The following is a 25322-nucleotide window of genomic DNA, read 5'->3' on the forward strand; positions in this document are numbered from 1 at the left end:
GACAGAAACCGTCCGTAAAGAAATCCGTCAGAAATAGTTCTAAAAAAATGAGTAAGTATATATGCCAAAGATCCATTGTACATCGTGAAGTACCATGACAGATCAAGACAAGCGGTTGTCGCGGCGACACTTCGTCGGAGCGACGGGGGCAGCGACGCTCGCAGGCCTCGCTGGCTGTTCCGGCGGCAACGGCGGCGACGGTAGCGACGGCGGCGACGGCGACGGAAGTGACGGCGGCGACGGCGGCAGCGGTAACACGCTCGAAGTGCTCCACGCGTGGACCGGCGGCGACGGCGCCCGCGCGGCCGAAGCACTCGTCGCGGCCTTCGAGGAGGAGTATCCGGACGTCGACCACGAGTTCAACCCGATCGGCGGCGGCGGGAATCAGAACCTCGACGCGGTCGTCGCGAACCGGCTCCAGAACGGCGACCCGCCGAGTTCCTTCGCCAACTGGCCCGGCCCGAACCTCCAGCGGTACGAGGGCGTGCTGGGCGAGGTCGGCGGCGTCTGGGAGTCCGAAGGCTTCGAGGACGTGATGGTCGACGAGGCGGTGGACCTCCACCAGTACAACGGCGCGTACCGGGCCGTTCCGCTCGGTTCGCACCGGCTAAACTGCCTGTTCTACAACACGTCGGTCGTCGAGGAGGCGGGCGTCGACCCCGACTCGCTGACGAGCGTCTCGGCGCTGATCGACGCGCTGGAGACGGTCCAGAGCGAGACCGACGCGATTCCGATGACCCACGGCGCGAGCGGCACCTGGACGACGACCCAGCTGTTCGCCTCGACGATGCTCGGACAGGAGGGGTACGACGCGTACATGAGCTTCCTCGACGGGAGCCCGGACGAGGCCGCCGTCCGCGCGACCTTCGAGTCGCTCGCGGAGATCCTCGGGAACTACATCAACGACGACGCCTCCTCGATCGGACTCACCGAGTCCAACCAGAACATCATCGAGGGGAACGCGGCGTTCATCCACCAGGGGAACTGGGCGGCCGGCGCCTACCGGAACGCCGAGGACTTCAATTACGACGAGGACTGGGGCTTCAAGACGTACCCCGGCTCGGAGGGCATGTACATGCTCCACTTCGACTCGTTCCTCTACCCCTCGGACAACCCGAGTCCGGAGGCCACGGAGCAGTTCATGGCCTTCGTCGGGAGCGAGGCGGCACAGGTCGCGTTCAACCAGTATAAGGGCTCGATCCCCACGCGCACCGACGTGGACATGAGCCAGTTCGGCCCGTACCTCCAGGAGACGCAGGAGGACTTCGCCAGCGCGGACCAGCGACCGCCGAACCTCCAGCACGGTCTCGGCGTCCCCTCGGAGACCATGACGTCGCTGAACGACGTGATCTCCAGCGAATTCTCCGGACCGTACGACGTCGACGCCGCCACGCAAGGATTCGTCGACGCGGTCTCTAACTGACTCCGGTCCACGATGCGACCGGATTTCGGCGGTTTCGGCGCACGAAGAACCATATGACACGAAATACTGACACCGGCGACGACAGTGGCGACGCGGTCACGGATGGCGGCGTCGCCGAGGACGGGCAGCGCTCCGGCTTCAGTCCGGTCGCCGCGCTGAACGAGCGCTTCGGCAGCGACTTCGTGGAGTCGTCGCAGTTCTGGCTCCCGCCGTTCCTGTTGGTGGGACTGTTCGTCTACGGAGCGATCATCTGGAACCTCCTGATATCGCTGACGGACTTCACCGGATTCGGGACCCCGGACTACAGCGACCTCGACCTCCAGATGTACAGCCGCGCGTTGGCGGACAGCGGGTTCGTCGACGCCGCGATCAATACCTTCATCCTGCTCGTCGGGTTCACCCTCGTGACGCTGGCGCTCGGGCTCGGGCTGGCGATCCTCATCGACCGGAACATCAGGTTCGAGAACACCTTCCGGACGATCTACCTGCTGCCGATGAGCCTCTCGTTCGTCGTCACCGCCCAGTTCTGGGCGTGGATGTTCAACTTCAACAACGGGGTGATCAACATCGTGATCACGTCGCTCGGACTCGGCCGAGTCGACTGGATCGGGAACCCGGACATCGTCCTCTGGGCGGTCATGTTCGCGCTGATGTGGCAGTTCGCTGGGTACGCGATGGTCGTGTTCCTCGCGGGCCTGCGGGCGATTCCGAACGAACACTACGAGGCGGCGAAGGTCGACGGGGCCTCCACGGTCAGGATGTACTGGCGCGTGATCATCCCCCAGCTGAAGGGGTCGACGATCAGCGCCTCGGTCGTCCTGATGGTGTTCGCGCTGAAGGCGTTCGACTTCCTCTACTCGCTCGTCGGCGGGTACCGACCACCGAACGGGGCCGACATCCTCGCGACGAAGATGGTCCGCGAGGCGTACGCGAACCTGAACTGGGCGTACGCGTCCGCGGTCGCCATCACCCTGTTCGTGATGACGCTCGGCATCGTCGGTCCGTACCTCTACTACCAGTACAACCGAGGGAACCTATGAGCAACGACGCACGAACCGACGGCGGTACGGTAACGGAAGCGGACCCCGGAGCGTCCGCTGGACTACTCTCGGGCCTCGACGCGTACCGGGTCCTCCTGTACCTCGGGCTGCTCGGGATGTTGACGTTCTTCCTGATCCCGATCGAGTCGGGGCTCGTCACCTCGTTCAAGACGGCCAGCGGCGTGAGCGGGTCCCTTCCCTTCGCGCCGCCGACGGGCGGTACGTTCACGTTTGAGAAGTGGCGGGCGGCGTTCGACGCGCTCGGCCGGGGACTCATCAACAGCGCGCTGTACGCGATCCCGGCGACCGTCATCTCGGCGCTCCTCGGGAGTTTCACCGCCTACGGGCTCACCCAGTCGAATTGGAAGCAGAAGTACAAGGCGCCGGTCCTCGCGCTGTTGGTCGCCGGGGTATTCATTCCCTATCAGGCCGTTCTCGTGCCGCTCTCGCAGTTCTGGTCGATGATCCCGCTCCAAGAGTGGTTAGGGTTCCTGTGGGCGCTCGGGATCAACAACGACTACGCCAGCGTCATCGAACTGATCATCACGCACGTGGCGTACGGCCTGCCGATCTGTACTGTTCTGTTCAGGTCGTACTACAAGAACATGAGCGACGAGATGATCGAGGCGGCGCGGCTGGACGGCGCGTCGATTCGCCGGATCTACCGCCGCATCGTGCTCCCGCTCTCGGGACCGATGTTCGCGGTGGTCCTGATCTATCAGTTCACACAGATCTGGAACGACCTCCTGTTCACCCTCGTGTTGGTCCAAACGGAGTCCAGCGCGGCCGCGCCGATCGTGTTGATCCTCGCGGGACTGGGAACGTCGCTCGAAGGCCAAGACTTCGCGCTCCGCATGGCGGGCGCGTTCATCGCCGCCCTCCCGACGCTCGCGGTGTACATCGCGTTCGGCGAGGAGTTCGCCGAGGGGGTGGCGACGTGACCGCCATCGCTCGCCAGCAGCAATCTATGACTCGACAGCACTCACGCAGCCGACCGGAGGAATCGCTCTCAAACCGCCGCGCCGACTCGCGGGGGCGATAGGATGGGAACGCTCGAACTCGACGGCGTGACGAAGGTGTTCCCCGACGGCGACGGCGAGATTGTCGCCGTCGACGACGTCGACATCGAGATGCGCGACGGCGAGTTCCTCGTCGTCGTCGGTCCCTCGGGCTGTGGCAAGTCGACGACGCTCCGGATGGTCGCTGGCCTTGAAACGATCTCCAGCGGGGAGATCCGCCTCGCGGGCCAGCGGGTCAACGACGTGAAACCGCAGCACCGGGACATCGCGATGGTGTTCCAGTCGTACGCCCTGTACCCCCACATGACCGTGGAGGAGAACATGGCGTTCGGGTTAGAGGAGTCGACGGATCTCTCCGACGGGGAGATCGAGACGCGCGTCGCCGACGCCGCGGAGACGATGGGCATCGCCGAGCTGCTGGACCGGAAGCCAGCCGACCTCTCCGGCGGCCAGCGGCAGCGGGTGGCGCTCGGGCGGGCGATCGTCCGCGACCCGGAGGTGTTTCTCATGGACGAGCCGCTCAGCAACCTCGACGCCAAGCTCCGGTCGGAGATGCGGACGGAGCTTCAGCGCCTCCAAGACGAGCTCGACGTGACGACGATGTACGTCACGCACGACCAGACCGAGGCGATGACGATGGGCGACCGGATCGCGATCCTCAACGCCGGCGAGCTCCAGCAGGTCGCGACGCCGCTGGAGTGTTACCACGAGCCGGCGAACCGGTTCGTCGCCGGGTTCATCGGCGACCCGTCGATGAACTTCTTCCCCGTCGAGCGGGACGGCGAGACCCTCATCGGCGACATGTTCGACTACCCGCTCTCGGGGTCGACGCTCGACGACGTGGGCGACGTGACCGACCTCACCCTCGGGGTCCGTCCGGAGGACATCTCGCTGGCCGGCGACTCGGCCGGCGACCACACCTTCTCGACGGTCGTCGAGGTCGTCGAGCCGATGGGCGACGAGAACACCGTGTACCTCCGGTTCGCGGACGCCCCGGAGGGCGAGACGTTCATCGCCACCGTCGGCGGCCTCCAGCAGGTCTCGGCCGGCGACGAGATCACCGTCGAGATCCCCGAAGAGACGATCCACCTCTTCGACGGGACCTCCGGCGAAGCGGTCCACAACCGCGAGATCGACGAGTAACGCGCCGGAATCGCTTTCGGGAGGTGGCCTCGTTTTCACTCCCGCAGCCGCTCTACCTCGCGCCGGACGCCCTCGCGGACCCTGTTCGCGACGTCCTCGCCGGGGGCGTCGACCGTCTCGGCGTCCTCGGTTTCGAGGAGGCGGTCCAGCTTGCGTTCGAACTCGCGTTCGTCGATGTCGCCGTTCGCGTAGCGCTCGCGGAGGGCGTCGAGCGCGGGGTCGCCGGTCGCGTGCGCGTCCTCGTCGGAGCCGTCGTCCGGGACCGGCTTCACCAGCGTGTGGAGGATCGGGAGCGCGATGAAGAGGCCGAAGAACCACACGAGCGGGAGCCACCACCAGACGCCGGTGACGAGGGGCGCGGCGACGCCGGCGCCGACGACGCAGAGCGCGAACATCCGCCGCCAGCGGTGGCGGAGGTTCCACGCGATCCGGGCGGGGAGTCCGGTCATGGTCGTGGCGACGCCGGCGAGGCTGAAAGCGGTTTCGTCGCCAGGCGCGACCGCGGCGCCGCGGCGTCACTCGCGGTCGATCACCAGTCGGTCGCCGGGGTCGACGCCGTGGCGCTCGCTCCACCCGCGGGGGACTTCGAGGACGTACTTCCCGGTGCCCTCGTAGCGCGTGAGCGAGCCCGACTCCGGCGCGGCCTCGTGGATCGTCGTGACGGTCCCGTCGGTATCGACGAAGACGATATCGATTGGGAACGCCATGTCGCGCATCACGTAGGCGCGCTCGGCGGCGTCGCCGTGAACGAACAGCATCCCCTCGCCCGCGTCGAGGTCGTCGGTCGCGGAGAGTCCGACGTACTGCTTCAGGAAGCCGTCGGCGACGCGGGCCTCGACCGTCGCGAGCGACTCCCCGGTGTCGCCGTCGACGGCCTCGACCGCGGTCGTGTCGTAGCCGGTGATCAGGAACGCGGGATTGGTCGCGGCGACGGCGGCGACGGCGAGGAGGACGAGCGCGAGCGCGGCCGCGACCCCGGCGAGACGGCGGTTCACGGTCGATCGTCGCGGCGGAGAAAGAAACCGTTTTCCGCTCCCGGTGGGTTCAGACGGATGAGGGCTCGTGGTCTAGCTGGTTATGACGCGGCCTTTACAAGGCTGAGATCGGCGGTTCGAACCCGCCCGAGCCCATTTCTGGGACGAACGAAGTGAGTCACGGGAATGTCTGCGAGGGCTGTCGAACCCTATCGGTCGCGCGCAGCGAGCGGAGCGAGCGAGCACGTCCGATTTCGGTTCGAACCCGCCCGAGCCCACTGTCGCTGTCGCGAACACACCGTGAGCGACAGCGACGTGCGTGTCTGAGGGCGCGATTCGAATCCCCCCGATCCAACTTCCTGCGGCGAGCAACTCCGTGAGCCGCAGGCGCGGCTCCCGCTTACAGGTCGTCGGTGTCGAACTTCAGCAGGCCGGCGAGCGGCGGCGCGAGTGTCCAGAAGACTAACATCGCGGCCGCGGAGAGCTGCTGGTTCGCCGTCTCGCCGCTGAACAGCTGTTCGCCGAGGAACGCGTTCGACAGCGCCTCCACCGCGGTCGTGGGGTTCGAGACGCGGAGGAACACCCGGAGCTGCGTCGCCGACACCGGGAGCGCGTCGACGAGGGGGCCGGCCGCCCCGACGAGCCGCCCGGTGACCGCGCCCCAGAGCAGGACGAAGAGGACGTAGATCGCGACGCCGCCGATGAGCGCCCGGCGCTGGGTCGACGACGCGGCGGAGAAGCCCACCGCGATCGAGACGAACACGACGCCGAGCGCGGCCGCGAACACCGTGTACCCGAGGAACGCGCCGCCGTTGAACACGACGGGCGCGGCGATCAACACGAGCGCGGGGAGCAGGAAGCCGGCGAACACCGCGAGCGCGAGCGCCGCGCCGCGGCCGACGACCTTGCCGAAGACCACGTCCGCCCGCGAGTGCGGCAGCGACAGGAGCAGTTTCAGCGAGCCGGACTCGCGCTCGCCGCTCACCGCGTTGTAGCCGACGACGACGCCGACGAGCGGGACGAGCGTCGTGACGAGGAACGGACCAATGAAGACGCTCAACAGCACCTCCGTGGCGAACTGCTCGCTCTCGGCCGTGGGGCGCACGGCGAACGCGAACGCCGCGACGAGCAGCGAGAACAGCATCACCAGAGCGATCATGCCCCGCGACCGGACCGTCTCTTGGAAGTCCTTCCGGGCGATGGCGACGAGGCTCATCGGTCCACCTCCTCGGGCGCCGAATCGTCGTCCGTCGCGTCGTCGGTCGGTTCGCCTTCGGTCGGCGCGGAGGCGGCGGCGCCGGCGTCGCGCGTCGCCGCGTCGCCCTCCGTGTAGGCGAGGAAGAGGTCCTCCAGCGACGCCTCGCGGGTGTGGAAGTCGGCGACCGCGACGCCGGCGTCCTCCAAGGCGGCGATGACCTCGGTCTTCGCGTCGCTGTCGCAGTTCACCACCAGTTCGTCGCCGTCGCGGGTGACGCCCGAGACGCCGTCGAGCGCGCGGACCGCCGCCATCGCCTCGTCGTCGGCGCCGGCAGCCGCGACGTCGAGCGTCTCCTCGCCGCCGACGGCCTCGCGGAGCCCCTCGACGGAGTCTTCGGCCACCAGTTCGCCGTCGCGGAGGATGCCCACGCGGTCGCAGACGGCGTCGACCTGTTCGAGGATGTGCGAGGAGAAGAAGACGGTCGCACCGCGCTCGGCCTCCGCGCGGACGATCTCGCGCATCTCCTTCGCGCCGGCCGGGTCGAGGCCGGAGGAGGGCTCGTCGAGGACCAGCAGGTCGGGGTCGTCGACGAGCGCCATCGCGAGGGCGAGCCGCTGGCGCATCCCCTTCGAGTACTCCCCGGCGGCCCGGTCGGCGGCGTCGGCGAGCCCGACGCGCGCCAACAGCGCGTCTGGGTCGTCCGCGGCCTCTTTCGACTCCACGGCGAACTCGACGTGTTTCCGCCCGGAGAGGCGGTCGTACACAGAGAATCCGTCGGGGAGCACGCCGGTCCGACGCCGGACATCGACCCCGTCGGTCGCCACGTCGGCACCGAGGACGCGGACCGTCCCCGCCGTCGGGCGGACGAGGTCCAAGAGCATGTCGATCGTCGTCGACTTGCCCGCGCCGTTCGGGCCGAGGAACCCGTACACCTCGCCGTCTTCGACGGTGAGATCGAGGTCGCGGACGGCCGTGACGTCGCCGAACTCCTTGGTCACGCCCCGCAGTTCGATCGCGGTCATATCATTCGGTTCCGTCGTAAGTTGATAAATGGTTGCGGGTCGCCGCGGAGCGCGGCCGACGGTGCCCCCGTTCCCGTCGCCTCAGTCGTCGGTCGGCGGCCAGTCGACGCCGCGGTCCGCGAGCAGGTCGCCGAACCCGTCCTCGTCGACGACCGGCACGTCCTCGGCGGCCGCGTCGTCGCGCTTCGACCGGCCCGGGTTCTCGCCGGCGACGAGGTAATCCGTGTTCCCGGAGACGCTCGACGTCGCCGACGCGCCGTGCGCCTCGACGTGCGCCTGGGCCTCGCTCCGCGGGACGGAGAGCGACCCGGTGAACACGAAGGTGAGGCCGTCGAGCGCGTCGGCCGGAGCGTCGCCCGCGTCGCTCTCGAACGGCTCGGGGTCGACGCCGCGCTCGCGGAGCCCCGCGATCGCGGCGCGGTTCTCCTCGCGGGCGAAGAACGAGCGGATCGACCCGGCCACTTCGGGGCCGACGTCGTCGACCTCGCGGAGGGCCGCCTCGTCGGCGTCGAGGAGGGCGTCGAGCATCCCGAAGTGCGCGGCGAGCGCCCGCGCCGTCGTCGCGCCGACGTCCGGGATCCCGAGTCCGGCGAGGAAGTCGTCGAGCGGCGGGTCGCGGGTGGCGTCGAGCTCGGCGATCAGGTTCTCGGCGCTCGTCTCGCCCCACCCTTCCAGTGCCGCGAGATCGGCGGCGGTCAGGTCGTACAGGTCCGGCAGCGACTCGACGAGGCCGGCCTCGCGGAGCTGTTCGACGCGCTCCGGGCCGAGCCCCTCCACGTCGAGCGCGTCGCGGCGCGCCCAGTGTTCGACCGCCCGCTCCAGCTGCGCGGGGCAGCCGAGCCCGCCGGTACAGAACGCGAGCGGGCCGTCGCGCTCGACCGCGGCGCCGCAGACCGGGCAGGCGTCGGGGAACTGGTAGGTCCCCTCCGACCGCTTCTCGACGACCTCCGGGACGTAGGGGATCACGTCGCCCGCGCGGTAGATCCGGACCCGGTCGCCGACGTTCACGCCGAGCGCCTCGATCTCCGCGGGGTTGTGGAGCGTCGCGCGCGAGACGGTGACCCCGCCGACCGCGACGGGGTCGAGCTCGGCGACGGGCGTGAGCCGTCCGGTGCGGCCCACCTGGACCGTGACGCCCTCGACCGTCGTCGTCGCGGTCCGCGGCGGGAACTTATGCGCGAAGGCCCACCGCGGCGCGCGCGACGTGCTCCCGAGCGCCTCGCGGTGCGCTTGCGCGTCGACCTTGATCACGACGCCGTCGACCGCGTAGTTCAGCTCGTCGCGGGCGGCGAGGATCTCGTCGCGGTAGTCGATCGCGGCCTCGACATCGTCGACGACTTTCACGCGGTCGTTCCGCCGGAGACCGAGCGACGCGAACGCGTCGAGCGCGTCGCGGTGGCGCGCGGGGCGCTCGGGGCCGTCGTCGCCCGCCTCCCACGCCAGCACGTCGAAGAAGAAGACGTCGAGGGGGCGCTCGGCGACGACCGCGGGGTCGAGCTGGCGGAGCGTCCCGGCCGCTGCGTTCCGAGGGTTCGCGAAGGGCTCCTCGCCGCGCTCCATGAGCGCCTCGTTGTACGCCTCGAATGCGTCGCGGGGCATGTACACCTCCCCGCGGACCGCGAGGCGCTCAGGGTGGTCGTCGCCCCGGAGCCGCGCGGGGACCGATCCGATCGTCCGGACCTGCTCGGTCACGTCGTCGCCCTCGCGCCCGTCACCGCGCGTGGCCGCGCGGACGTACGCGCCGGCTTCGTACACCACCTCGACGGAGAGCCCGTCGAACTTCGGCTCGCAGACGTACGCGAGGTCGCCGGGGTCGAACCCGGGGAGGTCGCCGGCGTCGGCCGCGCCCGCCAACCCCTCGCGGACGCGCTCGTCGAACTCGCGGACGGCGTCGGCGTCGGTGTCGTTGTCGATCGAGCGCATCGGCGCGACGTGCTCGACGCTCTCCAGCTCGTCGAGCGGTTCGCCGCCGACTCGGCGCGTCGGCGAGTCCTCGGTCGGGAGGTCGAACGCCGCTTCGAGGTCCGCCAGTCGGGCGAACAGCCGGTCGTACTCCTCGTCGGTGACGAGGGGGGCGGCCTCGACGTAGTACCGGTGGTCGTGTTCGCGGACGGCCGCCCGGAGCAGGGCGGCCTGTTCGGCGGCCTCGTCCTCGGAGAGGTCGGCGACCGGGTCGAAGTCTGTCGGCGGGTCTTCGACGTAAGGGTTCTCGTCCGGGTCCGCGTGCCGGGTCGACGAGGTCGTCATCGGTCAATCGTCGGGGCGCGACCCGGTAAAAAGGCCGGTTCGCGAGCGGCCGTCGGACGGTGTCCGGGTCGGCCGTCAGGCGACGCGCTCGCCGCGGGCGAACACCGCGTCCGGGTCCCGCCACGCCTCGACGTCCTCGGTCGGGTCGGCGTCGAGGACGACGAGGTCGGCCCGATACCCCTCGGCGACGAGCCCCACGTCGTCGAGTCCGAGCAGGTCGGCGGCGTTGACGGTGGCGGCCTCCAGCGCGCGCTCCGGCGAGAGCCCGTAATCGACCATGTACCCCATCTCCTGCGGGATCTCCTCGAAGAAGTTGAACGGCGTGCCCGCGTCGGTCCCCATCGCGATCGGGACGCTCGCGTCGAGCGCGTGGTCCCACGCGTCGCCGAAGCGCTCGGCGGCGTCCTCGGCCTTCGCGACGGCGTCTTCGGGGATCCCGGCCTCGATCCCGTTGTCGACGATGCCGCGGAGGGCGCTCGCGGTCGGCACCCAGTAGGTGCCGCGCTCGGCCATCATTTCGGCGGCCTCGCGGTCCATGAACGTCCCGTGTTCGATACTGGAGATGCCGGCCTCCACCGCGTTCTTGATCCCGACCTCGCCGTGAGCGTGGGCCGCGGTCGGCGTGTCCGTGGGCGCCGCGGCGTCGGTGAACGCGGCGAGCTCCTCGGGTGTCAGTTCGGGCGCACCCGTCACCGCGCCCTCGGTGAGCACACCGCCGGTGGCCATACACTTGAGCACGTCCGCGCCCGCCTTCAGCTGCTCGCGGGCCGCCTTCCGCACCTCCGCGGGGCCGTCGGCCTCCCGACCGAACCAGTTGCCGTGGCCGCCGGTCATGATCACGTTGCGGCCGCAGGCGAGCACACGCGGCCCGTCGATGTCGCCGGCCGCGATCGCCTCGCCGGCGTCGAGCGCGAGCGTCCCGCGGCTGCCGAGGTCGCGGACGGTCGTGACGCCCGCTTCGACCGCGGCCTCGAGGTTGCTCGCGGCCCGGTAGCTCGCCGCGTAGTCGCTGTCGGAGACCGCCGTCGAGACGTCCGGTCGCCCGTCCATCATCGCGTGGACGTGCGCGTCGATCAGTCCGGGCGAGACGACCCGCCCGTCGGCGTCGACCTCCGTGACCTCCCCCGCGTCGCGCTCCGCGACCGCGTCGTCGACCGCCGCCGGCTCGCCGACCGCGACGATATCGCCGTCCGCGACCGCCACGTCGGCCTCGCGGGTCCCCTCGGCGTCCGCCACGCGACCGCCTCGCAGTACGTACATGCCACCACGAGGGAGCGTCAGGGTCGTAAACGCTCGGGTCGCGGTAGTCGGGGAGGCGAGCGCGCGCTCGTGTCAATCGCCACTACATATAACCGGCTGGCCGGAGTCAGCCGTTATATGGCAACAAATGACAAACAAGACGGCGGCGGACTGTACCGGCGGCGAATCGGCACGCCGACGACGACCGACGAGGTGAACGGCTACTGGCTGTTCGGCTTCGGCGTGCTGCTCGGCCTCGCCGGCGTCGCGGTGTTTCTCCTCACCGAGTCGGCGACCGTCGCCCGCGGCGTCGGGTACGCGCTGGCCGCGCTGGCCCCGCCGTTCGTGATGCTCGGGGCCGTGATCCGGTTCCCGCTCCGGCGGACCGGGACGTACCTCGGCTACCTCGGCACGGCGGTGAGCGTCCTCGGCGTCGTGTGGTTCGTGAACGTCTTCCCGGACGGGTGGCTCACCGCGTCGGGCGACCCGGCCGTGATCACCGTCTACGGGGTCGGGCTCCTCCTGATCGGGGTCGCGGGGACGGTCGTCACCCTGCTCTTGGACCCCGTCTACGAGGACTACGAGCGCATGCGCGACGAGGCCGCCGCGGCGACCGCGACGGCCGAGGAGGCGGGTGAGGAGCTGGCGGCGACCCGCGGCGAGCTGGCGGCGACGGAGTCCGAGCTGGAGGCGGCCCGTGAAGATCTCTCGGAGACAGAGGCCGACCTCGAAGCGACCCGTGACGAGCTGACGGCCGCGGAGGCCGTCGTCGCGTCGCTGCGCGAGAGCAAGCCCCGGTTCGAGCTGTTCGAGGACGCGAGCGGGAAGCCGCGCTGGCGGCTCCGCCACCGCAACGGCAACGTCATCGCGACCGCCGGACAGGGGTACAGCAGCCGCGGGAAAGCCCAGCAGGGCCTCCACAGCGTGCGCCGGAACGCGCTCGGCGCCGGCCTCCTCCGGATCGAGACGCCGGTCGAGGAGGCGGCGGCCGTGGCCGACGACGACGGCCCGGAGCCGACCGACGCGACGGACCCGGACGTGGCCATCCCGGACGAGACGGAGGGCCCGGAGAGCGACGCGACGTTCGAGCTGTACGCCGACGCCGCCGACGAGTGGCGCTTCCGGCTCCGCCACGACAACGGCGAGATCGTCGGCGACTCCGGCGAGGGGTACGCCTCCAAGTCGAACGCGAAGCGCGCGCTCTCGAAGCTGCGCGACCACGTCGCGGCCGCGGACTACCTCCGGATCGACCCCGCCGCGTTCGAGGTGTTCGAGGACGCGGCCAGCGAGTACCGCTGGCGGTTCGTCCACCAGAACGGGAACGTCATCGCCGACTCCGGCCAGGGGTACGCCTCCCGGTCGAAGGCACAGCAGGGGCTCGACAGCGTCAGGTCCAACGCGGGCGGCGCGGGGCTCGAGTTCCCGGACGACGAGGAGGCGGAGGGCCGGGCGGGCGACGGCGAGAGCAAGGCGACGTTCGAAGCCTACGAGGACAGGGGCGGCAAGTGGCGCTGGCGGCTCGTCCACGACAACGGGAACATCATCGCCGACTCCGGCCAGGGGTACGCCTCCGAGTCGAACGCGACGGACGCGGTCGAGCGCGTCGGCGAGTACGCCACCGACGCGAGCGCGCTGGCGGCCGGCGGGGCGGCGTTCGAGATATACGAGGACGCCGCCGACGAGTGGCGCTGGCGGCTCCGTCACCGCAACGGCAACGTCCTCGCGGACTCAGGCGAGGGGTACGCCTCCCGGTCGAACGCCGTCGAGGCCGTGACGGGCGTGAAGGCCAACGCGCTCGGGGCGAAGACGGTCGAGCAGTAGACCGGGCGGTAGAGCCGGGCGGTCCGTCGCGCGTTTTCACCCGGATCAGGTCGCCGCGAGGAGCTTCAGCCGCAGGTCGCGCTCGTCGACCTCGTACTTGAACGCCGGGTGGCCGTCGACCAGCACGTAGGGGACGCGCTCGCCGTACTCGTCGGCCAGTTCCGGGTCGGTATCGACGTCTATCTCGTCGATATCGACCGTCACGGGGTCGAGGTCGGCGGCGACCGACTCGATCGTCTCGCGGGCGACGACGCACAACGAGCAGTTCTCGCGGGTGTAGAGGGTGACCGGGACGGTCGTCGGGCCGTCGTCGGCCGAGGCTTCGTCCCCGGTCACGGCTCGGAGGAGCCGTCCGCGTCGTCGGCCGGTTCGGCGGGGTCGTCCGCGTCGCCGGTCAGCTCCTCGGCGACCGTCGCGGCGTCCAGCAGTTCGGGGCCGACCGCGAGGTCGGCGACCGTCGCGACGAACTCCGGCAGCGACCGGCTCGCGTACGTCACGATCTGGACCTCCGGATTCTTTTCTTTCGCGACCGGGATACCGGTCGCTTCCTCCACGTCGGTGAGGACGAAGTACGCGGCGTCGGCGATGCCGGCCTCGGCGAGCGCGTCGGCGGTGACGAGCCCCTCGATACGGTTGATCGCGACGCCGCACGCGGCGAGCTCCTCGCCGAGCCCGTGCTCGTCGGGGCCGGCGACGACGGCGAGTGGTTGGTCCGTCATCACTCGTACTCGATCGTCGCGGGCGGCTTGTGGGTCACGTCGTAGACGACCCGCGCCACGTTCTCGTTCTCGCCGGTGATCCGGCTCTGGATCCGCTGGAGCGTACTCCAGTCGAGCTCCTGCGCGCGGGCGGTCATCCCGTCACGGCTCTCGACGGAGCGCACGGCGACTACCCAGCCGTGGACGCGGTTGTCGCCCTTGACGCCGGTCGCCTTGCCGAGGACCGCGGCGAACGCCTGCCACGGGTCGTACGCCGCTAACTCCTCCTCGACGACGTGGGTCGCCTCGCGGGCGACCGCGGCCTTCTCGGGGGTCACCTCGCCGACGATCCGGACGGCGAGCCCGGGCCCGGGGAACGGCATGCGCTCGGAGATGATCTCCTCGAGGCCGAGCTCCCGGGCGACCTCGCGCACCTCGTCCTTGTAGAGGTCGCGGACGGGCTCGACGATCCCCTCGAAGTCGACGACCTCGGGGAGCCCGCCGACGTTGTGGTGCGACTTGATGTTCCCCTCCGACTCGATGCGGTCGGGGTAGATCGTCCCCTGAACGAGGTAGTCGGCGTCCACGTCGCGCGCGACCGTCTCGAACTCGTCGATGAACCCCTCGCCGATGACGTGGCGCTTCTCCTCGGGGTCGGTGACGCCTTCGAGCCGGTCGAAGAACCGGTCCTGCGCCTCGATGACGCGCAGCGACTCCATGAAGTCGAACGTGTCGCGTATCTCCGCGGTCTCCCCCTTCCGCATCAGTCCCGTGTCGACGTAGACGGGGGTGAGCTGGTCGCCGACCGCCTCGTAGGCGAGCGTCGCCGCGACCGAGGAGTCGACCCCGCCGGATAAGGCGATCACGGCGTTCGCGTCGCCGATCGCCTCCCGTATCTCCGCTTTCGCCTCCGCGATGAATTCCTCCGTCTCGACCATCTATAGCCTCACGTCCGCGTTCCGCTCGGTTGTGTCCGTCGATCCCAGCGCCGCCTCGACGAGGGAGACGAACGGCGGGCTCGCGCGGTCGGGCCGCGACCGGAACTCGGGGTGCGCCTGCGTCCCGAAGAAGAACGGGTGGTCCGGGCGTTCGAGTATCTCCATCCGGTTGTCGGCGCGCCCCGAGAAGACGAGTCCGTCGGCCTCCAGATCGTCGATGTACTCGGGGTTCACCTCGTAGCGGTGGCGGTGGCGCTCGGTACAGGCGTCGGCGTCGTACACCCGGGCGGCGAGCGTGTCGGGCTCGATGTCGGTCTCGTGGGCGCCGAGCCGCATCGTCCCGCCCATGTCCTCCGTCTCGTACTGCTCGGGGAGCAGGTCGATGACGGGGTGCGGCGTGTCGGGGTCGATCTCCGCGGAGTGGGCGCCGTCGAGCCCGAGGATGTTGCGCGCGTGTTCGACGACGGCCATCTGGAAGCCCAAGCAGAGCCCGAGGAACGGCACGCCGTTCTCGCGGGCGTAGCGGATCGCCTCGATCTTCCCGTCGGTCCCGCGGGAGCCGAAGCCGCCGGGGACGACGACCGCGTCGGCCTCGGCGAGCCGCTTCTCGTGTTCGGCCTGCGTCTCGTCGGCATCGACCCACAGCACGTTCACCTCGGTGCCGGTCTGGATGCCGGCGTGTTTCAGCGCCTCGTGGATCGACATGTACGCGTCTTCAAGCGCGTACTTGCCCACGAGCGCCACGTCGATCTCCTCGTCGCGGTCGCGGGTGACCAGCTCGCGCCACTCCGTCGACCGCTCTTCCTTCGGAAGCGCCTCGTCGGCGAGGCCGAGCCGCTCCATCACGTACTCGTCTAATCCCTCGTCTTCGACCATCAGCGGAACGTGGTAGATGTCCTCGACATCGGGGTTCGAGAAGACGGCGTCCGTGGGCACGTCACAGAAGAGCGCGATCTTCTCTTTCGTCTCCGGGTCGAGCCGGTCCTCCGAGCGGCCGACGAGGATGTCGGGCTGGAGGCCGATCGAGCGCAGCTCTTTCACGGAGTGCTGGGTGGGCTTCGTCTTCTGCTCGCCGTTCTTCGAGTACGGGACGAGGGTGACGTGCGTGAAGAGGATGTCATCGTCGTCCTCCTCGTGGGCGAACTGGCGGAGGGCTTCGAGGAACGGCATCGACTCGATATCTCCGACCGTCCCGCCGATCTCGACGAGACAGACGTCGCTCCCCTCGGCGGCCTCCCGGATGCGACGCTTGATGTCGTCGGTGACGTGCGGGATGATCTGGACGGTCTTGCCGAGGTAGTCGCCGGCGCGCTCGCGCTCGATGACGTGCTGGTACGTCTTCCCCGTGGTAACGTTGTGGTCGAACGTCATGTCGGTGCCGAGGAAGCGCTCGTAGTTGCCGAGGTCGAGGTCGACCTCGCCGCCGTCCTTGAGGACGTACACCTCACCGTGCTCGTACGGGTTCATCGTCCCGGCGTCGACGTTGAGGTACGGGTCCACCTTGACGGCGGTGACGTCGAAGCCCGCGTTGGCGAGAAGGCGCCCGGTGCTGGCGGCGGTGATGCCCTTGCCCAGCCCGGACATCACTCCGCCCGTGACGAACACGAACTTCCGACCCAGCGAGGGGTCGTACCCCGTGTCGGGATCTGCTGGCATATCGACCGTCCGGCAGGCCGGGGCAAAACCGTTTCGGACCCCGCGGTTCGCTGGACGTTCGTGTCGTTTCGGGACGTGTCGGATCACCGTGGAGAACTGTGTGGTGGCGGCGAGGTGATCGAGGCCGTCAGATCGACCGCTTGTTCGGAAGTCGGTGACCGTGGATCATCGGCGAACACCGCCAAAGCCCCGGTCGCGAGGACTCGCGCGACTCGCTGTGGTCCTCAGTCGCTCACTCCGCTCGCTCCCTGCGGTGTTTGTTCGTCGTGCTTCGCCGTCGCGACCGCCCGTTTGAGTCCCGCCCCACACAGCAACCGCACCTCGCGCCTCCCCGGCCTCGTCAGTCGTCCTCGCTTCGCTTCGGACGACTGACTCCAGCGAGGGACCGAAGGTCCCTCTGGCAGCCGATTTGACAGAGCAGTCGCTCGCGGCGTTCGAGTGGATTTTGCGAGGGAAGAGCGCTCCGAGAGCGTCTTCCCGCATCACGGGGGGTGGACCCCGGCGATGCGAGGGGAGGGATTTGAACCCACGGACCTCTACAGGAGCGGAGCTTGAATCCGCCGCCGTTTCCGGGCTTGGCTACCCTCGCACGCGGACTGGCGTTGGATCGGCCTCCTCTTTATCCCGTCGGTTCCGCACCGACCAGCGTCGCCCGGAAGCCCCCCTCTGGGGACTCGTCGACTTCGAGCGTCCAGCCGTGCGCGGCCGCCACGCGCTCGACGATGGCGAGCCCGATCCCGGTCCCGCCCCCGGGAGAGACGCCGAAGTCGGTCAGTTCCGCGCGGTCGCGCTCGTCGTCCGAGAGCCCGGGACCGTCGTCGGCCACGTACAGCCCGCGGTCGTCGACGCCGACTCGAACCGTGGGGGAGTCCCCGCCGTACTCGAAGGCGTTGCCGATGAGGTTCCCGACGGCGCGCCGGAGCAGGGCCGGGTCGCTGGTGACGGCGCCAGCGTCCGCGACGGCGAGGTCGGCGCCGGCGGGGATCTCGCCGAAGTCGCCCGACCCCAGGCAGTCGGCCGCGAGGTCGGCGAGGTCGACCGCGGCGTCCTCCGTCTCGATCGCGTCCGGATCGCGGGCCATTACGAGCGCCTCGTCGATCATCGACTCGATCCGACCGAACGCGCTCGTCGTCGGCTTCGGCCCCGAGGACGCGCTCGACCGCGGTGCGGTAGCGCTCGCCCGCCTCCTCGCTCCAGCGCCCCTCCGCGACGAGTCGCTCGGGGTGTTTCGCGTGGAGGACCGCCTCGTCGAAGCCGGTCACCTCGCGGAGGCGGTCGTTGACGAACACGCGGTTCCGGTCGGCGTCGAGGACGTACGCGCCGTCGCCGAGGGCGTTCACGATCGACTCGGCGTGATCGATCGGGACCGACTCCGGCGGGGTTTCCATACATCCGTACGGGCCCCAGAGACGAGTGTTACTCGGGTAGCGGCAGGCGTGGCGGCGAGCGGCCGACCGCGTCAGCCGGCGATCATCGCGACGCCGGCGACCGCGAGGACCGCCGCGGCGAGCCGGAGCCGGAAGTGCCGCTCGCCGAGCAGCACGCCCCCGAGGACCACCGCGACGATCGCCTGCGTGTTGATCACGGGGGAGGCGACGCTCGCGGGCAGCGCCGCGAACGCGACCGTCGTCAGGTGCTCGCCGAGCGCGACGAGCCCGCCGGCCGCGAGGAACTTCGGGAGGTCCCGCCGGGTGACCGCGAACGGGCTCCAGAGCGCCGCCGGAAAGAGGACGACCGCGACGCCGGCGAGCAGGAGCGGCACCCACAGCGTGCCGGGGATCGAGAACTCCTGGAGCGCGACCCGCTTGCCCACGTCGGCGACCGCGTAGCAGGCCGCGCTCGCGAGCGCCAGCTGCGCCGGCCGGGAGCGCGCGGCCCGCGCGAACGGCGCGAAGAAACCCCCCGGCTCGTAGTTCGCGACGTACACCGCGAGGGTGGTGACGACGACGCCGGCGACCTGGACCGGCGCGAGGACCTGCCCGAGCAGTCCGACCTCCAGCGGGAGGACGAACATCGGGACGATCTTGTTGATCGGCGCGACGTACGACACCGCCCCCTGGTCGATGGCGCGCAAGAAGAGGACGAAGGCGGCGGCCGTCCCGAGGGTCGTGACGGCGACGACCGCGGCCCGACGCGGCGCGACGAGCCCGGACACCCCCGCCGCGGCGTCGCCGAACCCGACCGTCAGCCCGGTCCCGGCGAGGAACCACGAGACCGCCGCGACGTTGATCGCCACCGTCAGCGCGGCGGGCGGGTATCCGGCGAAGGCGCGCTTCAGGACGAAGAGGTACGCGCCCCAGACGACGGCGGCGGCGACCGCGGCGAGGAGTCCGGCGTCCATGCGCTCGACCCGAGCGCGAGCGGGGGAAAGAAGGGTTTGGTTCGCGGGCCGGTCGACTTCGCCGCCGGCGCCGCGAAACGATTAGGTCGCTGCCGCGTGAACGGCACGCACATGGACGACCACACTCGGGACCCCGGCGTCGCCCCGCCGCTCGGGAACCCGACCGGGTGGCACGCGGGCGACGAGTCGCGCGCGGCGTCCGGAGAGGCGGAAGCGTCGTCCGGCGACGCGGACGCGTCATCCGGCGACGCGGACGCGTCATCCGGCGACGCGGACGGGCTGCCAGACGCGCAGGCGGTCGGCGGGTACTGGGAACACGCGACGCTCCGACGCGCGACCGAACACGGCGTGCGGCTGTTCAACGACGGCGCCTACCACGAGAGCCACGACTGCTTCGAGGACGAGTGGTACAACTACGGCAGCGGCACGGCCGAGAGCGCCTTCCTCCACGGGATGGTCCAGGTGGCCGCGGGCGCGTACAAGCGCGTCGACTTCGAGAACGACGCGGGGATGCGGTCGCTGTTCGAGACGGCCCTCCAGTACCTCGACGGGATCCCGAGCGACTTCTACGGGGTCGACGTCGACGACGTGCGAGAGACGCTCCGGGCCGCGCTCGACGACCCCGCCGCGGTCGACGGGTGGCAGATACCCCTCGACGGCGCACGTCAGCCGGCGTACCCCGCCGACTACGAGTACACTGAGCGCGTCGACGAGGGGCACTGAGCCCGGGCGTTGCCTGACGCACGGGGATCGGACCGCTCGCCGCGGATCCGAACGCCACTTATTCGCCGCCCGTCAGGGTGTGGTATGGAGATCCACGATCTGGGCGACGGGGAGCCCGAGGTCGCCGTCGTCGGCGCGATCCACGGCGACGAGCCCTGCGGCGCCCGCGCCGTCGAGCGCCTGCTCGACGCCGACCTCGACCCCGAGCGACCGGTCCGCCTCGTCACCGCAAACGAGGCGGCGCTCGACGCGGGCGAGCGCTACCTCGACGCCGACCTCAACCGGGCGTTCCCCGGGAACCCCGACGCGGAGGCCCACGAGGTCCGGCTCGCGGCCGAACTGGTCGACGCGCTGGAAGGGTGTACGACCCTCGCGATCCACTCGACGCAGTCGTACGCGGAGCCGTTCGCGGTCATCGACTCGATGGACGAAGTGACCCGCGCTGTCGCGCCGCACCTCCCCGTGGACGCGGTGATCCAGACGGACGCGTTCACCGAGGGCCGACTCATCGAGCACCCGCACACGCTCGAAGTGGAGGCGGGGCTCCAGGGCTCCGAGGCGGCCGCTGACAACGCCTACTGGCTGTCGCGCGCGTTCCTCGCCGCGACCGGCGCCATCTCCGCGCCCGGCGCCGACGACGTGCTCGACGCCGGCGGTCGGGAGGACGTGTCGGTGTTCCGACTCCGCGAGCGGATCCCGAAGCCGGAGGCGGAGGCGTACGAGGTGTTCGCGCGCAACTTCGAGCGCGTCGAGCCCGGCGAGCGGTTCGCGGCCGCCGACGGCGAACCGCTGCTCGCCGACGAGCCATTCTACCCCGTACTGTTATCGCCGAACGGCTACCGCGACCAGTTCGGCTACGTCGCCGACCGCGTCGGCACGCTGGAGTAGGTGCCCGCCTCGCGGCGCGCGAGGCCGAGCCTGGACGCCCGCTACTCGACGAGTTCGATCGCGTCGTCGCCGTTCGGCACCGCACAGATGAACGCGCCGGGCTCGTCGCGCTCGTTGCGGTACCAGTGTTCGACCCCCGGCGGGATCAGGAGAGTGTCGCCGGCCGACACGGTGCGTTCCTCGTCGCCGATCCCGACGACGTACTCCCCGGCGAGGACGTACTGCTCGTGTTCGATCGCGTTGGTGTGGCGGGGGACCTCGGCGCCCGGTTCGAGCTCGAACCGGCGCATCGCGAAGGTCGGCGCGCCGTCCGACTCGTCGAGGAGGACGCCCTTCGAGAGCCCCTCGGCGGCCTCGACGGGCTCGTACGCGATGTCGTCGCCGCGCTTCACGACCGACTCGGCGTCGCCTGCGTCGCTCATACGCGACCGTGACGGGAGGCGCGTATTTAATTGCTCACCGCCCGGTCCCGGCGGCTCGAACGTCGACCGACCCCTGTGACTTAACCGCACACCGGCCGAACGCGATGGCATGCGTGGAATCAAGATCGGGAGCGCGTTCGGAATTCCGATCCGGCTCAACTGGACGTTTCTGATCGTCTTACCGCTGTTCGCGTACCTGATCGGGTCGCAGGTCGGGATGATCGCGGAGGTGATGAACGAGACGGCCGGTCTCGGGATCGACGCGACCGCGGTCGCGAGCGGCACCACGCCGTGGGTACTCGGGCTGTCGGCCGTGATTGGGCTGTTCGTCGGGGTGCTGCTCCACGAGTTCGGCCACTCGCTGGTCGCCATGCGATACGGCTACGAGATCGAGTCGATCACGCTGTGGCTGCTCGGCGGCCTCGCCAGCTTCGCCGAGTTCCCCGAAGACTGGAGACACGAGTTCTGGATCGCGATCGCCGGCCCGCTCGTCAGCGTCGCGGTGGGGATCGCCTGCTACGGGGTCGTCCTCGTCGCGCCCGTCGGCTCGAACGCCGTCCTCTTCGTCTTCGGCTACCTCGCGCTCCTGAACATCGTCCTCGCCGTGTTCAACATGCTGCCCGCGTTCCCGATGGACGGCGGGCGGGTCCTCCGGGCGCTGCTCGCGCGGAACCAGCCGCACGCGCAGGCGACCCAGCGGGCCGCCTCCGTGGGGAAGGTGTTCGCGTTCCTGATGGGGATCTTCGGCCTGTTCACCTTCCAGCTGCTGCTCATCGTGCTCGCCTTCTTCGTCTACATCGCCGCCTCGGGCGAGGCCCAGCAGACGACCCTGAAGGCCGCCTTCGAGGACGTGACCGTCGGCGACGTGATGACGCCCCGCGAGGGGCTCCACACGGTGACGGAGGACACCTCGGTCGGCGACCTGATGAGCCGGATGTTCGAGGAGCGCCACACTGGCTACCCCGTCCTCGACGGCGACGAGCTCGTCGGGATGGTCACCCTCGAAGACGCCCGGTCGGTCCGCGAAGTCGAGCGCGACGCCTACCGCGTCGACGACGTGATGGTGACCGACCTCGTCGCCGTCGACCCGGACGCCGACGCCCTGACCGCCCTCCAGACCATGCAGGAACACGGCGTCGGCCGCCTCCCCGTAGTCGACGCCGACGGCGAACTCGTCGGCCTCATCTCGCGGTCGGACCTGATGACCGCGTTCAACATCATCCAGACGGGCGGGACGCCGGGCGTCATCAGCGGCCGGCGACAGCAGGCCGGCGAAGAGCCCCGAATCCTCTGACCGCTCGCTCCCGCGGTGGCGGTCCGCGACCGCCCCCGGCGTGGGGTATATACGCGGCAACGACCTACTCGGGATGTGACAACCCGGACCATCCGCGCCCGCGACCGGCCGGTGTTCGGCGTCGACGTCCACAGCGGCGACGTCCGCGGCGACAGCCCCTCCTACGCGCTGGTCATCCTGGACCCCGTCGACGAGGACGACCAGGACGCCCCCGACGCCGACGGTCCGATGGCCCGGATCACCCGCGACGTGGTCTCGTTCCGGAAGCTCTGGCGGCTGATCGACGACCGCGAGCCCCTCTACGTCGCCACCGACAACGCCTACGAGCTGGCGGCGGACAAGGGGGAGCTCGTCAACTTCCTCCGGTCGCTGCCAGACGGGACCCGCCTCGTCCAGGTGACCGGCGCGGAACGGCCGGAGCCGCTCTCGCGGGTCGCCTCCCGGCACGGCATCCCCTACGGCAAGAAGCCGATGAAGGAGGCGGAGGCGTCGGCGCGGCTCGCCGCCGCGAACGTCGGCCACGAGGTGACCGCGTTCACCGACGAGACGACCGTCAAGGTGTCCCGCGGGCGCTCGACCGGAAATGGCGGGTGGAGTCAGGACCGCTACACGCGGCGGATCCACGGTAACGTCCGCAAGCGGACGCGCCAGGTCCAGTCGAAGCTGAAGGATGCGAACCTCGACTTCGAGCGGGACGTGACCGAGAAGTACGGCGGCTACGCGAACGCGACGTTCACCGTCGAGGCCCGCCCCGAGGATATCCCGGTGTCGAACTCGCGGGCGGGCGACGTGCGCGTCGAGGTCGAGCGGGAACGCCGCGACGGGATCGAGTACGAGCCGCTGGTGAAGCGGCGCGACCGCGTCATCGTCGGGATCGACCCCGGGACGACCACCGCAGCCGCGGTCGTCGGCCTCGACGGCACGGTCCACGCGCTGTACTCCTCCCGCACCGGCGACACCGCCGAGGTGACCGAGTGGATCGTCGAGCAGGGGCGACCGATCATCGTCGCCGCCGACGTGGAGCCGATGCCGGAGACGGTCGAGAAGTTCCGGCGCTCGTTCGACGCCGCCGGGTGGCGGCCGACGACCGACCTCCCGGTCGACGAGAAGCTCCACCGCACCCGCGAGGCGAGCTACGCGAACGACCACGAGCGCGACGCGCTGGCGGCCGCGCTGTACGCCTACGACGACCACGAGGACCAGTTCGAGCGGATCGCGGCGAAGACGCCCCCGCGGCTCGACCGCGGGGCGGTGATCGCCGGCGTCGTCGCGGGCGGCTCGTCCGTCGAGGCCGTCATCGAGGACCTGAGCGAGGACGACGGCGGGGACGGAGACGAGGACGACGCGGACGAGGCGGACCCCACCGAGCCCGACCGCACCGAGGAGGAGGAGACGATCCGCCGGCTTCGCGAGCGCGTCGACCGGCTGGAGTCGCACGCCGAGTCGCTGGAGGAGGACTTAGAGGAGCGCGACGACCGGATCGCTGAGCTGGAGGGCGAGCTGGAGGAGGCGAAACGCGAGGAGCGCATCGAGGCGCGCTCGCGGCGCGCGGTCTCGCGGCTCGAACGCGAGACGGACCGGCTGGAGCGCGAGCGCGACGAGGCACAAGAGCGCGTCGCCGACCTCGAACGCAAGGTGGAGACGCTGAAGGAGCTGTGGCGGCTCGACCACTCGAACTTCGGCGACGTGGCCGAGGGGCGGGGGCTGGTGAGCGTGAAGGTGGTCGAGCAGTTCACGCTCGACGCGCTCGACGCCGCGGACGACGCCTACGGGCTCGTCGCCGGCGACGTGGTCTACCTCCGGGACGCGTCGGGCGCTGGCCGGCGGACCGCGGAGCGGCTCGCGGAGGCGGAGCCGCGGGCCGTGATCCGCGGCGAGGGGAACCTCTCGGACGTCGCCGACGAGGTGTTGTTCGAGCGCGCCGTCCCCGTGGTGCCGGCCGACGCCGTGCCGGTCCGCGAGGTGGACGAGCTGGCGGTCGCGAGCGAGGAGGACCTCGCGGCCGCCGTCGAGGACTGGGAGGAGCGCGCCGAGCAGCGCCGGCGCGACGAGAAGGCCGAGCGGATCGACCGGATCATCTCCGAACACCGGGCGGGGCGGACGCTGCCCGAGACGGAGGAGTGAGCGCACCCGGGGACGACCGGAAGGCGAGTCAAAGCGGCCGACGGGCGCGCTGGCGGCGCTCCGCGTGAGTCGTCGGCACGCATCCAGAAGTCATATGTCCGGGAACGCACACTCGGAGGTATGGACGCTCACGAGCTGATCACCCGGAACGCGGCCGAGGTGGTCACCGAGTCGGAGATCGAGGCGCTGGCCGACGACCCCGAAGGAAAGCGGGCGTACGTCGGCTACGAGCCCTCGGGCGTGCTCCACATCGGTCACATGCTCACCGCGAACAAGCTCATCGACCTCCAGGAGGCGGGCTTCGAGGTCACGGTCCTCCTCGCGGACGTACACGCCTACCTCAACGACAAGGGGTCGTTCGAGGAGATCCGCCACACCGCCGAGCGGATGCGCGACCAGTTCATCGCCTACGGGCTCGACGAGTCGAACACGCAGTTCGTGCTCGGCTCGGACTTCCAGCTCGACGACGACTACACGCTCGACCTCCACGCCCTGGAGCTCGAGACCACCCTCGCGCGGGCCGAGCGGGCGATGGCCGAGATCAGCTCGGGCGACTCGGTGAAGGTGTCGCAGGCCGTCTACCCGCTGATGCAGGCGCTCGACATCCCGTACCTCGGCGTCGACGTCGCGGTCGGCGGGATGGAGCAGCGGAAGGTCCACATGCTCGCGCGCGACGTGCTGCCGAGCATCGACCGCGAGCCGCCAACGAGCCTCCACACGCCGCTGATCGCCGACCTCGCGACCGGCCGCGGCAAGATGTCCTCCAGCGAGGGCGTCACCATCTCGATGGAGGACTCCCGCGAGGACATCGAGTCGAAGGTGAACGACGCCTACTGCCCGCCGACGGCAGATCCGGAGCCGACCGACGACGGCGCGGAGCGCGAGAACCCCGTCCTCCAGGTGTTCGAGTACCACGTCTTCCCGCGGTTCGACGCGGTCACCGTCGAGCGCCCGGAGGAGTACGGCGGAGACCTGGAGTACGACGCCTACGACGCCCTCGAAGCCGACTTGGAGTCGGGCGAACTCCACCCCGCGGACGCGAAGGGCGCGCTCGCCGAGTACCTCGACCGCCTCATCGCGCCGGGCCGCCAGCAGCTCGCCGAGTAAGCCAC

22 protein-coding genes, 2 tRNA genes and 1 pseudogene are annotated in these 25322 nt (G+C 70.2%); 11 read left to right on the forward strand and 14 right to left on the reverse strand.

The window, feature by feature from the left end; all coding sequences use genetic code 11:
• Positions 1-94: 94 nt before the first annotated feature.
• From EXE41_RS05365 to EXE41_RS05380, 4 genes are all read left to right on the forward strand, one after another.
• Positions 95-1423 (forward strand): ABC transporter substrate-binding protein, encoded by a 1329-nt coding sequence (locus EXE41_RS05365; protein ID WP_094552267.1) that lies wholly within the window; start codon positions 95-97, stop codon positions 1421-1423.
• 53 nt (positions 1424-1476) lie between these two features.
• Complete coding sequence (locus EXE41_RS05370; protein WP_049932706.1) at positions 1477-2463, forward strand: carbohydrate ABC transporter permease; 987 nt, start codon at positions 1477-1479, stop codon at positions 2461-2463.
• Positions 2460-3404 (forward strand): carbohydrate ABC transporter permease, encoded by a 945-nt coding sequence (locus tag EXE41_RS05375; RefSeq protein ID WP_094495655.1) that lies wholly within the window; start codon positions 2460-2462, stop codon positions 3402-3404. The genes EXE41_RS05370 and EXE41_RS05375 overlap by 4 nt, the downstream gene beginning before the upstream one ends.
• A gap of 102 nt (positions 3405-3506) precedes the next feature.
• The gene (locus EXE41_RS05380; protein WP_089308445.1) at positions 3507-4625 is read left to right on the forward strand and encodes an ABC transporter ATP-binding protein; all 1119 of its coding nucleotides are present in this window, start codon (positions 3507-3509) and stop codon (positions 4623-4625) included.
• A gap of 35 nt (positions 4626-4660) precedes the next feature.
• Here EXE41_RS05380 and EXE41_RS05385 read toward each other — a convergent pair whose 3' ends face one another.
• Complete coding sequence (locus tag EXE41_RS05385) at positions 4661-5074, reverse strand: SHOCT domain-containing protein (RefSeq protein ID WP_137690458.1); 414 nt, start codon at positions 5072-5074, stop codon at positions 4661-4663.
• Positions 5075-5140: 66 nt separating this feature from the next.
• Positions 5141-5620, reverse strand: a complete 480-nt coding sequence (locus EXE41_RS05390) for a DUF192 domain-containing protein (protein ID WP_137690459.1) — start codon at positions 5618-5620, stop codon at positions 5141-5143.
• A 61-nt stretch (positions 5621-5681) separates the two neighbouring features.
• On the opposite strand from EXE41_RS05390, the gene EXE41_RS05395 reads away from it, so the two are divergent.
• Positions 5682-5755: transfer RNA gene (locus EXE41_RS05395), tRNA-Val, on the forward strand.
• A gap of 244 nt (positions 5756-5999) precedes the next feature.
• Here EXE41_RS05395 and EXE41_RS05400 read toward each other — a convergent pair.
• The 4 genes from EXE41_RS05400 to EXE41_RS05415 all read right to left on the reverse strand — a co-directional run bounded on the left by EXE41_RS05400 (position 6000) and on the right by EXE41_RS05415 (position 11326).
• The gene (locus tag EXE41_RS05400) at positions 6000-6815 is read right to left on the reverse strand and encodes an ABC transporter permease subunit (protein WP_137690460.1); all 816 of its coding nucleotides are present in this window, start codon (positions 6813-6815) and stop codon (positions 6000-6002) included.
• Positions 6812-7819 carry an ABC transporter ATP-binding protein gene (locus EXE41_RS05405; protein ID WP_137690461.1) on the reverse strand — a complete coding sequence of 336 codons (1008 nt, stop codon included), beginning with the start codon at positions 7817-7819 and terminating at the stop codon, positions 6812-6814. Before EXE41_RS05405 ends, EXE41_RS05400 begins: the two co-directional genes overlap by 4 nt.
• A gap of 81 nt (positions 7820-7900) precedes the next feature.
• On the reverse strand, positions 7901-10066 hold the full coding sequence (gene ligA, locus EXE41_RS05410) for an NAD-dependent DNA ligase LigA (protein ID WP_137690462.1): 2166 nt from the start codon (positions 10064-10066) through the stop codon (positions 7901-7903).
• 75 nt (positions 10067-10141) lie between these two features.
• Complete coding sequence (locus EXE41_RS05415; RefSeq protein ID WP_199240855.1) at positions 10142-11326, reverse strand: amidohydrolase family protein; 1185 nt, start codon at positions 11324-11326, stop codon at positions 10142-10144.
• Between the two features lie 117 nt (positions 11327-11443).
• Between EXE41_RS05415 and EXE41_RS05420 the strand changes: the two genes are divergently transcribed.
• Positions 11444-13126 carry a DUF1508 domain-containing protein gene (locus tag EXE41_RS05420; protein WP_137690463.1) on the forward strand — a complete coding sequence of 561 codons (1683 nt, stop codon included), beginning with the start codon at positions 11444-11446 and terminating at the stop codon, positions 13124-13126.
• Between the two features lie 45 nt (positions 13127-13171).
• Here the strand turns inward: EXE41_RS05420 and EXE41_RS05425 are convergent, their stop codons facing one another.
• From EXE41_RS05425 to EXE41_RS05455, 7 genes and pseudogenes are all read right to left on the reverse strand, one after another.
• Complete coding sequence (locus EXE41_RS05425) at positions 13172-13462, reverse strand: glutaredoxin family protein (protein WP_049932718.1); 291 nt, start codon at positions 13460-13462, stop codon at positions 13172-13174.
• Positions 13459-13845 carry a CTP synthetase gene (locus EXE41_RS05430; RefSeq protein ID WP_049932720.1) on the reverse strand — a complete coding sequence of 129 codons (387 nt, stop codon included), beginning with the start codon at positions 13843-13845 and terminating at the stop codon, positions 13459-13461. The genes EXE41_RS05425 and EXE41_RS05430 overlap by 4 nt, the downstream gene beginning before the upstream one ends.
• Complete coding sequence (gene guaA, locus EXE41_RS05435; protein WP_086215235.1) at positions 13845-14762, reverse strand: glutamine-hydrolyzing GMP synthase; 918 nt, start codon at positions 14760-14762, stop codon at positions 13845-13847. The genes EXE41_RS05430 and guaA overlap by 1 nt, the downstream gene beginning before the upstream one ends.
• A complete protein-coding gene (locus EXE41_RS05440; protein ID WP_049932723.1) occupies positions 14763-16418 on the reverse strand; it encodes a CTP synthase in 1656 nt (551 codons plus the stop codon).
• Positions 16419-16923: 505 nt separating this feature from the next.
• A tRNA-Leu gene (locus EXE41_RS05445) sits at positions 16924-17007 on the reverse strand.
• A 30-nt stretch (positions 17008-17037) separates the two neighbouring features.
• Positions 17038-17806: pseudogene (locus tag EXE41_RS05450) on the reverse strand (ATP-binding protein).
• 71 nt (positions 17807-17877) lie between these two features.
• Positions 17878-18759, reverse strand: a complete 882-nt coding sequence (locus tag EXE41_RS05455) for a DMT family transporter (protein ID WP_137690464.1) — start codon at positions 18757-18759, stop codon at positions 17878-17880.
• A gap of 111 nt (positions 18760-18870) precedes the next feature.
• Here EXE41_RS05455 and EXE41_RS05460 point away from each other — a divergent pair, with 111 nt between their 5' ends.
• Positions 18871-19482 carry a DUF309 domain-containing protein gene (locus tag EXE41_RS05460; RefSeq protein ID WP_137690465.1) on the forward strand — a complete coding sequence of 204 codons (612 nt, stop codon included), beginning with the start codon at positions 18871-18873 and terminating at the stop codon, positions 19480-19482.
• Between the two features lie 84 nt (positions 19483-19566).
• Positions 19567-20370, forward strand: coding sequence for a succinylglutamate desuccinylase/aspartoacylase family protein (locus tag EXE41_RS05465; protein ID WP_086215233.1), 804 nt, complete (start codon positions 19567-19569; stop codon positions 20368-20370).
• A 41-nt stretch (positions 20371-20411) separates the two neighbouring features.
• Here EXE41_RS05465 and EXE41_RS05470 read toward each other — a convergent pair whose 3' ends face one another.
• Positions 20412-20792 (reverse strand): cupin domain-containing protein, encoded by a 381-nt coding sequence (locus EXE41_RS05470; RefSeq protein ID WP_049932736.1) that lies wholly within the window; start codon positions 20790-20792, stop codon positions 20412-20414.
• Positions 20793-20901: 109 nt separating this feature from the next.
• Here EXE41_RS05470 and EXE41_RS05475 point away from each other — a divergent pair, with 109 nt between their 5' ends.
• From EXE41_RS05475 to EXE41_RS05485, 3 genes are all read left to right on the forward strand, one after another.
• Positions 20902-22086, forward strand: coding sequence for a CBS domain-containing protein (locus EXE41_RS05475; protein ID WP_049932738.1), 1185 nt, complete (start codon positions 20902-20904; stop codon positions 22084-22086).
• A gap of 75 nt (positions 22087-22161) precedes the next feature.
• Entirely contained in the window at positions 22162-24210 is a 2049-nt protein-coding gene (locus EXE41_RS05480; RefSeq protein WP_137690466.1) for a DUF460 domain-containing protein, read from the forward strand.
• 120 nt (positions 24211-24330) lie between these two features.
• Positions 24331-25317 (forward strand): tyrosine--tRNA ligase, encoded by a 987-nt coding sequence (locus EXE41_RS05485; RefSeq protein WP_049932743.1) that lies wholly within the window; start codon positions 24331-24333, stop codon positions 25315-25317.
• The last annotated feature ends 5 nt before the right edge of the window (positions 25318-25322 follow it).

The organism is Halorubrum sp. SD690R (assembly GCF_005435035.1).
Taxonomy (GTDB): Archaea; Halobacteriota; Halobacteria; order Halobacteriales; family Haloferacaceae; genus Halorubrum; species Halorubrum ezzemoulense.